This window comes from Pseudomonas sp. GW821-FHT10C09 (assembly GCF_059415465.1).
On record NZ_JBWKNG010000003.1, the window covers coordinates 12,097 to 24,429 of the forward strand.

The window sequence follows — 12,333 nt, forward strand, 5'->3', positions numbered from 1 at the left end:
GCTACAGCTACGGGCTCAGTCCAGACTCACTATGGAGGCACTGTGAAAGCATTGCAAGGCGTTGAAGGTCAAGTGGAGTGGCTTGAAGAGCCCAGTCCTACGTGTGATGTAGGACAAGTTCGTATCCGAGTGGCGGCAGCGGGGCTCAATCGCGCCGATTTATTACAGAAAGCAGGCCTCTATCCGCCACCGCCGGGAGCCAGTCACGTACTGGGTCTTGAGTGTTCAGGGGTGATCAGCGAGGTGGGGGCTGGGTCTTCCTGGCAGGTCGGCGATCGGGTTTTCGCCTTGCTGGCCGGGGGCGGGATGGCCGAAGAGGTAGTTGTCGACGGACGGCACGTGTTGCCGGTTCCCGAAGGTTTGTCGCTGGTCGAGGCGGCAGCGTTGCCGGAAGTGTATGCGACCGTCTGGCTGAATGTGTTTCAACTCGCTGCGCTCAAACCGGGTGAGAAAGTTCTTCTGCACGCCGGAGCAAGTGGAATTGGTTCAGCTGCCATTCAGCTGTGCAAGGCGTTTGGCAACCCGTGCTGGGTCAGCGTCGGTTCCGCCGAGCGATTGGCTTACTGTGAAGCACTGGGCGCGCAGGGCGGGGTGGTGCGCAAGGGCGGCCTGGACAGTTTGAATGACCTTGGGCCGTTCGATGTGATCCTCGACCCGGTGGGTGGCAAGTACGCCGCGTTGAATCTGAAGCTGCTGGCCCCTGATGGTCGTTGGGTGCTGATCGGCTTGATGGGCGGCCGTGAGGCGCAGCTGGACCTGGCGCAGGTGCTGGCCAAGCGCGTGCAACTGCTGGGTTCGACCTTGCGCAGTCGCGACGATCAGTTCAAGGCGGATTTGTTCAGTGACTTGAGCCAGCACGTCTGGCCGCTGTTCGCTGAGGGACGTTTGAGCCCGCAACTGGCCAAAACCTTCCCGATCAAGGATGCCGAAGCGGCGTTTGCCGAGTTGGCGAGCAATACCGTGGCGGGGAAACTGGTGTTGGTGATCGACGAAACTCTGACCTGACAACGCCAAACCAACTGTGGGAGCGAGCCTGCTCGCGAAAGCGGACTTACATTCAACGCAAATGTTGAATGACACATTGCCTTCGCGAGCAGGCTCGCTCCTACAGGGGCTATCTGTTACTTCCAGAGATGGATCGGCCAGCCGGCTTTTTCGGCGTGCTCAAGCAGCACCGGATCCGGGTTCACCACGTGTGGGAAATCCACCTTCAGCAACAACGGCAAATCGTTGCGTGAGTCAGAATAAAAACTCGCTCCTTCGAGGTTTTCCTCTTCCGCATCCAGCCATTCCAGCAAACGGGTGATCTTGCCTTCGCGGTAGGTCAGGGTGCCGACGGTGTGGCCGCTGTACACCCCGTGCGCCACTTCCAGTTCGATGCCGAGAATCTCGTCGATACCCAGTCGTTCGGCAATCGGTCGCACCAGGTGCGTGCCGGACGCCGAGATCACCAGGATCCGGTCACCGGCCTTGCGGTGGGCGGCGATGGCTTTGGTGGCGTCGCTGAAAATGATCGGCTCGATGAAGTCTTCAACCCACGGGCCGACCAGATGGTCGACCTCTTCAGGTGTCCTGCCGATCATCGGCTCCAGGCTGAAGGTCATGTAGTCCTCCATCCGCAGCTTGCCGTGACTGTAGGCGTCCATCAGTTCGTTGTTCTGACGCATGAACGACTCAGGGTCGACCCAGCCCAGGCGGCCCATTTGCTCGCTCCAGAGGGTGGCGCAGTCGCCGTGGATCAGGGTTTCATCCAGATCAAAAATTGCCAGGGCCATCAGTGCAGTTCTCTCTTCAACATCAGCAAAGGCATCAGGCTACCTCACAGAGGGCCGTCGGATCGATGGAAAGCGCCAGGCGCTGACCATCGGGATGCAGGTCGGCCGCCGAGCGGTTGAGCACATCCACCACCAATTCCACGCCGCGGGCTTCGACCCGGTAGCGAATCACGTTGCCCAGCAGGCTATGGCTGCGGATTTGCGCGTCGAGTTGGCCGTTGAGACTCAGCTCGATGGCTTCCGGGCGAATCGCGATGCGGTGGCTGATCGGCCGTTGCAGCAGCTTCGAAGCGCTGTCGGCGTCCAGCAGGTTGTAGTTGCCGATGAAGCCTGCGGCAAACACATCGACTGGCGCGGTGTACAGGGTTTCGGCGTCGCCACTTTGTACGATTTTTCCCTGATTCATCAGGAAAATCCGGTCAGACATGGTCAGCGCTTCTTCCTGATCGTGTGTGACGAAGATCGTGGTCAGGCCCAGTTCACGCTGGATCTGTCGGATCTGTTCGCGCAGGTGCTTGCGAATCCGCGCATCCAGGGCCGACAACGGTTCATCCAGCAACAACAGGCGTGGCCGGGTGACCAGGGAGCGGGCGAGGGCGACACGTTGGCACTGACCGCCCGACAGTTGATGCGGATAACGCGAGGCGAAGTCGTTCAGCTCCACCAGTTTCAGTACTTCGGCGACACGTTTGTGACTGTCGTCGGCGTTGACCTTTTGCATGCGCAAACCGAAGGCGATGTTCTGCTCTACGGTCATGTTGGGGAACAGAGCATAGCTCTGGAACACCATGCCGATGCCGCGCTTTTGCGGGCTCATTGGCACCAGGTCGACACCCTCCAGCAGGATCTTGCCGCCATCGACCGAGGTCAGGCCGGCGATGCAGCGCAGCAGCGTGGATTTACCGCAACCGGACGGGCCGAGCAGGGTGACGAATTCGCCTTTCTGGATCTCGCAGTTGATGTCGCTGAATACTGTCGTACCCGCGTAATTCTTTTGCAGATGTTGGACGCTGACATAGCTCATTCGCTTTTGTCCTTGTTCAAGATATTGGCCGCCCAGGTCAGAACCAGCACAAAGAAGAAATAGGAAATCACCAGCGCACTGGTGAAGTGGCCGCTGCTGTTACGCATGTTGTTGAGGTAGACCTGCAGGGTTTCGTAGCGGGTGCCGACGAGGATGTTGGCGAATACGAACTCCCCGAACAGGAACGAGAACGACAGCAGCAACGCCACCATCAAGCCCTTGCGCAGGTTCGGCAGCACTACCAGGAATGCCGCTTGAAAGGTGCTGGCGCCGAGCAGTTGGGCGGCGTCCATCAGGTCGCGCAGGTTGATCGCTTGCAGGTTGTTGGTGATTGCCCGGTACATGAACGGCAGCGCAATGGTGAAGTAGCAACCAATCAGAATCCACGGCGTGCCGACCATCGCGAACGGCCCCGAACCGTAGAGCTGCAACAGCCCCACCGATGACACTACCGGCGGCACCGCGAAGGGCAGCAGGATCAGGATGTTCATCAGCGCGTCGAGTTTCGGGAAGTGGTAATGCACCACGAACAGCAGCGGCAGAATCAACACCACCGACAAAATCAATGCGCCGACGCAGACCAGCAGCGACTGGCCAAACGCATTGAGAAAACGCGGATCGCTCCACAGCTGGAGGTACCACTTGAAGGTAAAACCGCTGGGCAGGATGGTCGCCGACCAACTGCTGGAGATCGAGTAGATCAGCGTCCCGAGCAGCGGCAACAACAGAATGGCAAACAGCAGGTACACCACGACGCGGTGGTAGACACCGACGGGGCCCAGTTCAGCGCGAGACATGGTAGCTCCTCTTCAACAGCAGCTGATGCACGATGGTCACCAGGGTCATCAACGCCACCAGCACCACGGCCAGGGCACTGGCGAGGTTCGGGTCGAGGGAAATATCACCGGACACCATCGCCGCGATGCGGATCGGCAGCACGTTGAAGTTGCCGGTGGTCAACGCATACACCGTCGCGTAGGCGCCGAGGGCGTTGGCCAGCAGGATCACGAACGTACCGAGCAGTGCCGGTGTCAGTACCGGCAAACCGATGTGCCGCCAGAACTGCCAGCCGTTGGCGCCGAGCAGTTCGGCGGACTCGCGCCAGTCTTCGCGCAGGGCGTCGAAGGCGGGGTAGAGCAGCAACACGCCAAGCGGAATCTGGAAGTACGTATAGAGAATGATCAGCCCGGTCTTCGAGTACAGGTTGAAATCCTGAATGATCCCGGCCTGCTTGAGCATGATGGTGAAGCTGCCGTTGAAGCCCAGCAGGATGATGAAGGCGAAGGCCAGGGGCACGCCGGCGAAGTTGCTGGTCATGTTGGCGAAGGCGTTGACGAAGTTGCGCAGTTTCGAGTCGACCCTGCGCAAGGAGTAAGCGCCGAGCACCGCGATAATGATCCCGAACACGCTGGACCAGAAACTGATCTCGAGGCTGTACTGGATCGCCTGCAAGTAGAACTTCGAATTGAAAATCTTGGTGAAGTTGGAAATGCCCCAGCCGAACTCTTCTGATTCCAGGCTGTTGATCATCACCCAGACCAGTGGGGCGATTTCGAACACGATAAAGAACAGGGCGAAGGGCACCAGGCACAAGGCTGCCAGCCACTTGCCACGGGTATTGGCATTCACTTGAGCAGCTCCCGGCACACAGGTTTGTCGTGGGCCACGCCCAGCAATTCGCAGACCGTGCCGCAGATTTCAGTCTGTTTGGGCGCGGCGCTGGCGTTGAGACTGAACGCGTCACCGAGGACAAACAACGGCACTTCGCGTTCTTCCGGCAACAGGCCATTGTGGGAGCGGTCGTTGTTCATGCCGTGGTCGGCAGTTACCAGTACCTGATAACCGGCGTCGAGCCAGGTGCGCAAGTAATCGGCGAGGATGATGTCGGCCGAGCGCGCACTGTTGCGGTATTGCGGGGTATCGAGGCCGTGCTTGTGCCCGGCGTCGTCGATGTTCATCGGGTGGATCAACAGAAAATTCGGCGCATGCCGCAGGCGCAGGCTTTCGGCGTCGGCGAACAGGTGTGAATCCGGGTAGTGGTCGTTCCAGTAGAAGTGACCGTGCTGGATCGGCAGGGCTTCATCGTCGGTGTGACGATCCCGGGCGGCCACGAATGGTGAACGGTTGTACAGCTCGCTGACCCAGTGATACGCCGCCGCGGCGGTTTTCAGGCCGGCGTCCGTGGCGTAGTGATAAATGCTGCGCTGGTTGGACAGGCGCGAGACGTTGTTGTGGACGATGCCGCTCTCGATGGGCGGGACGCCGGTGAGAATGCACTCGTACAGCGGACGGGACAGGGACGGCAGTTCGCACTCCAGTTTGTAGAGTGCCGCGCGTCCTGCGCCGACGTAGGCCTGCAGGTGCCCCATGGTATGGCGCGCGACCTCGTAATTGAGGCCGTCGAGCACGACAAGGATGACGTTGTGCTTCATAGGGGCAAAAACTCCGCGAAACAGAAATTCAAAAACTCGAATTCACCACGATCCACTGTGGGAGCGAGCCTGCTCGCGAAAGCGGTCTCACATTCAACACTCAGGTTGACTGATACTCCGCCTTCGCGAGCAGGCTCGCTCCCACAGGGGGTTACGCCATCACTGCATATTGACGATGACTTCTTCGTTCCACTTCTGAGGAAGGGCCTTGGAGGTCTTTTCCCATGCGTCGGCATCTTTGATCGGCGTGACCTTTTTATACTGCTCGTTAGGCAGCAGCTTGGCCTGGATGTCGGCTGGCAGGGTCAAGTGTTCGGCACGGATCGGACGCGCGTTGCCTTTTGCCAGGTTGATCTGGCCGGCGTCGCTGAAGATGTATTCGCGGGTCAGCTTGGCGGCGTTCGGGTTTTTCGCGTACTTGTTGATGATGGTGGTGTAGCCGGAGATCACCGAACCATCGGATGGAATCAGCACGACGTAGTCATCCGGATTGGCCATCTTGGCCTTGTAGCTCAGACCGTTGAAGTCCCAGACCACGCCGACTTCGATTTCACCCTTTTCCATGGTGGCAATCGTCGGGTTGGCCATGGACAGGCGACCCTGTTTGGCAATGTCTGCGAACAGCAGCAGGGCCGGTTGCAGGTTTTTCTCGTCGCCGCCGTTGGCCAGGGCTGCTGCCAGAACGCCGTTGGCCGCCTGGGCCGCGGTGCTCACGTCGCCGATGGACACCTTGTATTTACCGGTCTTGAGGTCAGCCCACTTGGTCGGTGCTTCCGAACCGTGCAGCAGCTTCTTGTTGACGATAAACGCGATGGTGCCGGTGTAGGCCAGTGCCCAGTTGCCGTCCTTGTCTTTTGCCCAGTCTGGCACCTGCGCCCAGGTCGTCGGTTTGTACGGTTGCACCACGCCTTGCTTGACCGCGATCGGGCCGAAGGCTGCGCCCACGTCGCCGATGTCAGCGCTGGCGTTGTCTTTTTCAGCGGCGAACTTGGCGATTTCCTGTGCCGAACTCATGTCGGTGTCGATGTGCTTGAGGCCGTAGGTCTTGGCCAGGTCTTCCCAGGTGCCTTTCCAGTTGGCCCAGTCATCGGGCATGCCGACGCTGTTGACTGCGCCTTCCGCTTTCGCAGCGGCTTCGAGGGTTTTCAAATCATCAGCCGCCATGGCGGCGGTGCACATGGCAATGGTCGAGCCTAACAGTGATGCCAGGAAAAGCTTTTTCATCCGAAGCTCCTTTGGGCGTTTTCAACGCTGCGATTGCGGTTGTGTTGGTCTAGGTCAGCAATACCTGAGCCAATTTAGGCGGGCTCGATGACACTTTCATGTCGGTCGTCGCCCGGCAGCACAATTATTTGCCCGGTATTGGCAGGTGCCCGGTAAGCGTAGACCATGGGCAAAGGCCCGGCACGCAAGGGACTTGGCCGATGTATTGCAGGGTTGGAGGTGAGCGATCGGATGACCGTTGGGTAGCTTTGTCATCTATCAGTCATCTGCACTGCCTACGCTTGCAGGATGAAAAATGAGCCGGTTTTCAGCACGGTTCTGCCCCGAAACAGTGCTGGTCTAGTCCAGATAGGTAACGTTGATGCGTGATGAGGCAACGAAAGCGGTGACAGCTATCGGTCAGGTCCTGCAGGAACAGCTCGACCACGGTCTGTTGGCGCCCGGCAGCAAGCTACCGGCCGAGCGCAAGCTCAGTGAGTTGTTCGGGACCACGCGAATTACCGTGCGCGAGGCGTTGTTGCAGTTGGAAGCGCAGGGCCAGATTTATCGCGAAGAGCGCCGTGGATGGTTCGTTTCGCCACCGCGCCTGGCCTACAACCTGATGCAGCGCAGTCACTTTCACGCGATGGTCAGTGCGCAGGGGCGAGTGCCGTCCACCGAGGTGATTTCAGCACGGTTGCAACCTGCCTCGGCGGCGGTGTGTGCGTGGTTGCAGTTGCCGGCGCTGTCGAGCGTGATCCAGATCTGCCGTGCGCGGCGCATTGATGAGCGGCTGGTGTTGTACGTGGAGCACTATTTGAATCCGCAGTATTTTCCGGGGATTCTCGAGTTTGATTTGAATCAGTCGATTACCGAGTTGTACGCACGGCATTACGATTTGCACTACGGGCGGGTGCGGTTCGAAATTGTGCCGACGTCGTTGTCGGTGGATGCGGCAGCGGCGCTGCGGGTGTCGGTGGGTAGCCCGGGGTTACGCATTGCCCGGGTCAATTATGATCAGCATGAACGGCTGATCGATTGTGACCTGGAGTTTTGGCGGCACGATGCGATTCATGTCGGGGTGGATGTGGTTTAGCCTGCTGAATCCGCGGCGAGCCCTTCGCGAGCAGGCTCGCTCCCACACTGGATCTGTGTCGTTCACATAAACCCTGTGGGAGCGAGCCTGCTCGCGAAGGCGGACTGACAGCCGATGCTATTCCGTCTGCTGCCCACCGGTAGCTGTAGCCACCTGAACACTCATTCGCGGCATTGCCAGATCCAGCCCCGCCTCATCCAGATGTCGTTTCAGCGACAAGTTGAACGCCCGCGAAACTTCCCACTGTTTGATCGGCGCCGTCTTGAACCGCGCGCGCAGGATCGCGTTTCCGGACTCGAAACTCTCGACCCCCTGGATCTCCAGCGGCGACCAGATGTTGCGCCGTTGCAGCGGGTCGGTGCGCATTTTCTGACCGACTTCGCGCATCAGTTTGATTGCGCTATCAATGTCCATGTCGGACGGCACCGCCACACGGAAGATCGCGTACCCGAATTCCCGGGAGTAGTTCTTGATGCTTTTGATTTCGCTGAACGGAATGGTGTGGACGATGCCGTCGATGTCCCGCAGGCGCACGGTGCGGATGGTCAACCCTTCGACGGTGCCCAGGTGGCCGCCGACGTCCACGTAGTCGTCGATGGCCAGGGAGTCTTCGATGATGATGAACAATCCAGTGATCAAATCCGCGACCAGTGACTGTGCACCGAAACCGATGGCCAGACCGATCACACCGGCACCGGCGAGCAGTGGCGTGACGTTCATGCCCATGTTCGCCAGCGCGACGATCAGCGCAACAATGAAAATCGCCACGAACAACACGTTGCGGATCAACGGCATCATCGTCTGCGCACGCGCATTGGCCAGGCCTTTGCGCGAGCGGGTGAGCGCGTGGTGCACGGCGGTATCGCTGAGGATCCAGATCAGCCAGGCGAAAATCAGTGTGCCGGCGAGGCTGAACAGTTTGACGCTGACCTCATGGCCTTCACCTTCGGTGAAGGTGATCAGCGACATGCCCCAGACCCGCAGGCCGAGCTCGATGAATGCCAGCCACACCAGCAGGTGAGCGAGGGTGTAGAAGAAATTTTTCAGACGCTCGGAATACAGCGCATGGCGCTTCACGCCGCGTTGCGGTTTAAGCGCATGACGGCGGACCAGTCCGTTGATGACCATGCACAGCACCAGCAACACGGTGCAGATCAGCGACTGCCGCAAGGCGGTGCTGGTGTCGCCGGCCGAAACGAACGTGGCGAACAGCGAGACGCCCACCAGCACCAGCGCCGGGACGTACCAGTAAGTGCCGAGAATTTCGATGGTGTCGCTGAGGGCGCGACGGGTCAGGCGCCGGGACAGCGGCTGATTGCGGATCAAGTGCGCGATCGGCCGGCGGAACCGCAGGATGAATAACCCGGTAGAAATCGCCGCCAGCACATTGGCTGCCGTTGCCGCCGTATGCGCCAGGTGACTGCCAAGCCCGGCGACCAGTCGCGGATCGCTCAGCGCTTCACCAAACGCGGCGAAACTGCCGATCAGCCACAACGGCCGAAACGCCTGGTGTCGCAGGATATACAGGGCGCGATGGCGATGCGGGCCATCGAGCAGGGAGAACGCGATCACGCAGATCGCCGAGAAACAGGTGCCGACCACCAGCGCGTAGGCCAGCACCATGGCCAGGCTTTTACCCAGCGATGAGGGCAGGGCGTAGCTCATGTAGACGGTGATCACCAGGGCGATCAGCCACGGCCCGAGCTTGCGCAAGGCGAAGCGCAACATGTCCACAGCCTTGGGATGTTGCGGCAGTTCTTCGGTCAGGCCGAAGCGCATGCGCACCCGATGACTGACCCAGATCAGCGCCGCCGCCAGCAGGCTCCAGACCATCAGGATCATGGCGAACGCGAAGATGATCGGCAGCCATTCACTGGCCGGCATCATCAAGGCTGACAGTTCGTCTCTCGCCAGCCCAAACTCTTCAGACCAGCGATTGAGCGGGCTGTCGGCCCCTGAGAATTGTTTTTCGAACGTGGCGAGCGTGCCGCCGATCAAACCCAGCACGCCTTCTTCGGCGGCGGGTTGAGCCTTTTTGGTGGCGTCGCGCAGTTTCTTCAGGTCGGCCAGTAGTTTGCTGCGTTGCTGGTCGTTTTCCAGCGACTTGATGACTTCGTCCAGCGATTGCCCCAGCGGTTCTTGCGCCTCTGGCTGGGCTTTCGTCGAGCCACTGAGCAGGCTCGGCAAACCAGCCGCCTGGGCAGGCGCCATCGGCAGCAGCGTCATGAGGCAGACAAGAAAGAAACACGGCAGGGCGAATAGACGGGCAAGCACTAGGCAGTCAACCTCGGGATGAACGGATCGACCGAGTGTACGAGCCCGTCTAAATCAATGCGAGTCGGGGGGCGGATTTATTCGTTGAGTTTGGCGAGGATCTTGAAAATCACGGTGCCGAAAATGATCAGCATGCCGATCCACATGGCGAGTACGCCGGCGTTTTTGTCGCGAAAGTTGAAGCCGATGGCCAGCATGATCATCCCGACGAGAATCGGGACCAGCATGGCGTGAAACGAAGACATCGAGATCATGGAGACTGCCTTGTCTAAAGGAATAATTAAAGTTTAGGTGGCTTTGGGTGAGCGAGAGTGATGTGCATCAAGCAAAGTGCTGCAGTGGCCGTGCTGCCGTCTTCGCGAGCAGGCTCGCTCCCACATTGGAATGCATTTCACCTGTGGGAGCGAGCCTGCTCGCGAAGCTTTTCAGGAGCTACGGCAATTCCTGGCAGGCGTAAAACGCGCTCAGCACTTTGACCAGATGCGCCAGGTCGTGGCTGCCGCACAGTTCGCGGATCGAGTGCATGGCAAACGTCGGCAGGCCGATGTCCACGGTGCGCACGCCCAGGTGGCTGGCGGTGATCGGGCCAATGGTCGAGCCACAACCCATGTCGCTGCGTACCACAAAGCTCTGCACCGGCACTTCTTCGGCCATGCACAGATGGCGGAAGAAACCGGCGGTTTCGCTGTTGGTGGCGTAGCGCTGGTTGCTGTTGACCTTGATCACCGGGCCGGCGTTGAGTTTCGGGCCGTGGTTGGCGTCATGCTTTTCCGCGTAGTTGGGGTGCACGCCGTGGGCGTTGTCGGCTGACACCAACAGGGATTTCTGGATGGTGCGCACGAACTCGTCACCTTCAGGCAGCAGGCGCCGCAGCGTCTGCTCGAGCATCGGGCCATCAGCGCCGCAGGCTGAACAGGAACCGACTTCTTCATGGTCGTTGCAGACCAGCACGCAGGTTTCGTCGGTTTCGGCGGTCAGCAACGCTTGCAGGCCGGCGTAGCACGACAGCAGGTTATCCAGGCGCGCGCCGGCGATGAAGTCACCGTGCAGGCCGATGATCGCAGCGCTTTGGGTGTCATAGAAACTAAGCTCGTAATCCAGCACGACGTCGGCGTTCAAACCATGTTCCAGCGCCAACTGGTTGGTGAGCACGGCGCGGAAATCCACTCGCTCGTCACCGGCGAATTGCGCGAGGATCGGCGGCAGTTCGGTCTGTGCGTTGATCGCCCAACCCATGTTGGCTTCACGGTTGAGGTGAATCGCCAGGTTCGGAATGGTCGCGATGGGCGCCTTGAAGTCGATCAGCTGGCTCTCGACCTTGCCATCACGGCGGAAGGTCACGCGGCCGGCGAGGGACAGGTCGCGGTCGAACCACGGCGCGAGCAACGCACCGCCGTAGACTTCGACGCCCAGTTGCCAGAAACCCTGACGCTGCAGTTCCGGCTGGGGCTTGACCCGCAGGCACGGGCTGTCGGTGTGCGCGCCTACCAGGCGAATACCACCATGCAGCGGCGAATGACGGCCCATCTTGATCGCGACGATAGAGGAGTCGTTACGGGTGACGTAGTAACGGCCATTGGCTTCGGTGGTCCAGGGCTCGCGCTCATCGAGTCGCACGAAACCGGCCGCTTCCAGACGCTGGACGAGGCTGGCAGTGGCATGGAACGGGGTAGGGGAGGCCTTGAGGAAGTCGATCAGGCCTTGGTTCAACTCTTCGCGCATAAGAAGCTCCAGACAGCAGTGGCGCCAGTTTAACGTATTGGTCAGAGAATTGGCGGTGGGCTGCGGGTGTGGAAAATCACTTGTTGGAGTGAGCAGGCTCACTCCAACAGGTTAAACATTGACTGTCAGAACGGTGCAGGGCACTCGAAACGCAGGCGCTCACCGGTTTGCGGGTGAGTGAAGCTGAGCATGCTGGCGTGCAGGCACAGGCGCGGCCAGGCGGCCAGGGCTTGCTCGTGGGCGTAGAGCCCGTCACCCAACAGCGGGTGACCGATGGAAAGCATGTGCACGCGCAGTTGATGCGAGCGGCCGGTGATCGGCGTCAGTTCGACGCGGCACCAGTCGCCACAGCGTTCCAGCACCCGCCAGAACGTCAGGGCGTGCTTGCCGAATTCGTGGTCGACCACATGGCGTGGCTTGGTCGGCGGGTCATAGCGCAAGGGCAGGTCGATGCTGCCGCTGTCCAGTTCCGGCTGACCCCAGCACAGCGCTGTGTAGGCCTTTTCGGTTTCGCGGTCGTGAAATTGCCGGGACAACTCGCGATGAGTGTCAGGGTCTCGGGCCAGCAGGATGATGCCGGAGGTTTCCCAGTCCAGGCGATGGACGATTCGCGCTTCCGGGTAGCCGTTTTCTTGCAGGCGGGTAATCAGGCAGTCCTTGTTGTCATCGGCCCGGCCAGGGACGGAGAGCAACAGGGTCGGTTTGTTCACCACCAGTACGGCGGCGTCCTGATGAAGAATGTGGACATTGGACAACGGCATTAAAACAGCCTCGTAACAAACGCCAACGGCGGCTCAAGTCCCGTCC

Annotated in this window: 12 protein-coding genes; 2 read left to right on the forward strand and 10 right to left on the reverse strand. The window is 60.0% G+C overall.

Annotated elements, in window-relative coordinates; all coding sequences use genetic code 11:
• Window positions 1-42: 42 nt before the first annotated feature.
• A complete protein-coding gene (locus tag AC07N8_RS03050; RefSeq protein WP_493142248.1) occupies window positions 43-1,005 on the forward strand; it encodes a zinc-binding dehydrogenase in 963 nt (320 codons plus the stop codon).
• Between the two features lie 116 nt (window positions 1,006-1,121).
• Here AC07N8_RS03050 and AC07N8_RS03055 read toward each other — a convergent pair whose 3' ends face one another.
• The 6 genes from AC07N8_RS03055 to AC07N8_RS03080 all read right to left on the reverse strand — a co-directional run bounded on the left by AC07N8_RS03055 (window position 1,122) and on the right by AC07N8_RS03080 (window position 6,455).
• Window positions 1,122-1,775, reverse strand: coding sequence for an HAD family hydrolase (locus tag AC07N8_RS03055; protein WP_483843845.1), 654 nt, complete (start codon window positions 1,773-1,775; stop codon window positions 1,122-1,124).
• Between the two features lie 34 nt (window positions 1,776-1,809).
• The gene (locus AC07N8_RS03060) at window positions 1,810-2,799 is read right to left on the reverse strand and encodes an ABC transporter ATP-binding protein (protein ID WP_483843844.1); all 990 of its coding nucleotides are present in this window, start codon (window positions 2,797-2,799) and stop codon (window positions 1,810-1,812) included.
• Window positions 2,796-3,596: an ABC transporter permease gene (locus AC07N8_RS03065; protein WP_483843843.1), complete on the reverse strand. Its 801-nt coding sequence runs from the start codon at window positions 3,594-3,596 to the stop codon at window positions 2,796-2,798. Before AC07N8_RS03065 ends, AC07N8_RS03060 begins: the two co-directional genes overlap by 4 nt.
• Window positions 3,583-4,428, reverse strand: coding sequence for an ABC transporter permease (locus AC07N8_RS03070; protein ID WP_483843842.1), 846 nt, complete (start codon window positions 4,426-4,428; stop codon window positions 3,583-3,585). The genes AC07N8_RS03065 and AC07N8_RS03070 overlap by 14 nt, the downstream gene beginning before the upstream one ends.
• The gene (locus AC07N8_RS03075) at window positions 4,425-5,231 is read right to left on the reverse strand and encodes an alkaline phosphatase family protein (protein ID WP_483843841.1); all 807 of its coding nucleotides are present in this window, start codon (window positions 5,229-5,231) and stop codon (window positions 4,425-4,427) included. The genes AC07N8_RS03070 and AC07N8_RS03075 overlap by 4 nt, the downstream gene beginning before the upstream one ends.
• Window positions 5,232-5,390: 159 nt before the next feature.
• Entirely contained in the window at window positions 5,391-6,455 is a 1,065-nt protein-coding gene (locus tag AC07N8_RS03080; protein ID WP_483843840.1) for an ABC transporter substrate-binding protein, read from the reverse strand.
• A gap of 361 nt (window positions 6,456-6,816) precedes the next feature.
• Between AC07N8_RS03080 and AC07N8_RS03085 the strand changes: the two genes are divergently transcribed.
• Entirely contained in the window at window positions 6,817-7,530 is a 714-nt protein-coding gene (locus AC07N8_RS03085) for a UTRA domain-containing protein (RefSeq protein WP_027922478.1), read from the forward strand.
• A gap of 117 nt (window positions 7,531-7,647) precedes the next feature.
• Here the strand turns inward: AC07N8_RS03085 and AC07N8_RS03090 are convergent, their stop codons facing one another.
• The 4 genes from AC07N8_RS03090 to AC07N8_RS03105 form a co-directional block, all read right to left on the reverse strand.
• The gene (locus tag AC07N8_RS03090) at window positions 7,648-9,804 is read right to left on the reverse strand and encodes a mechanosensitive ion channel family protein (protein WP_483843839.1); all 2,157 of its coding nucleotides are present in this window, start codon (window positions 9,802-9,804) and stop codon (window positions 7,648-7,650) included.
• A gap of 77 nt (window positions 9,805-9,881) precedes the next feature.
• Window positions 9,882-10,058 (reverse strand): hypothetical protein, encoded by a 177-nt coding sequence (locus AC07N8_RS03095; protein WP_483843838.1) that lies wholly within the window; start codon window positions 10,056-10,058, stop codon window positions 9,882-9,884.
• A 178-nt stretch (window positions 10,059-10,236) separates the two neighbouring features.
• Entirely contained in the window at window positions 10,237-11,526 is a 1,290-nt protein-coding gene (locus AC07N8_RS03100; protein ID WP_027922480.1) for a M18 family aminopeptidase, read from the reverse strand.
• 125 nt (window positions 11,527-11,651) lie between these two features.
• Window positions 11,652-12,287: an RluA family pseudouridine synthase gene (locus tag AC07N8_RS03105; protein ID WP_027922481.1), complete on the reverse strand. Its 636-nt coding sequence runs from the start codon at window positions 12,285-12,287 to the stop codon at window positions 11,652-11,654.
• Between the last annotated feature and the right edge of the window lie 46 nt (window positions 12,288-12,333).

Coding starts and splice junctions, on each gene's coding strand:
- AC07N8_RS03055 (WP_483843845.1), bottom strand. CDS start 1,775: ATGGCCCTGGCAATTTTTGATCTGGATGAAACCCTGATCCACGGCGAC.
- AC07N8_RS03060 (WP_483843844.1), bottom strand. CDS start 2,799: ATGAGCTATGTCAGCGTCCAACATCTGCAAAAGAATTACGCGGGTACG.
- AC07N8_RS03065 (WP_483843843.1), bottom strand. CDS start 3,596: ATGTCTCGCGCTGAACTGGGCCCCGTCGGTGTCTACCACCGCGTCGTG.
- AC07N8_RS03075 (WP_483843841.1), bottom strand. CDS start 5,231: ATGAAGCACAACGTCATCCTTGTCGTGCTCGACGGCCTCAATTACGAG.
- AC07N8_RS03080 (WP_483843840.1), bottom strand. CDS start 6,455: ATGAAAAAGCTTTTCCTGGCATCACTGTTAGGCTCGACCATTGCCATG.
- AC07N8_RS03085 (WP_027922478.1), top strand. CDS start 6,817: ATGCGTGATGAGGCAACGAAAGCGGTGACAGCTATCGGTCAGGTCCTG.
- AC07N8_RS03095 (WP_483843838.1), bottom strand. CDS start 10,058: ATGATCTCGATGTCTTCGTTTCACGCCATGCTGGTCCCGATTCTCGTC.
- AC07N8_RS03100 (WP_027922480.1), bottom strand. CDS start 11,526: ATGCGCGAAGAGTTGAACCAAGGCCTGATCGACTTCCTCAAGGCCTCC.
- AC07N8_RS03105 (WP_027922481.1), bottom strand. CDS start 12,287: ATGCCGTTGTCCAATGTCCACATTCTTCATCAGGACGCCGCCGTACTG.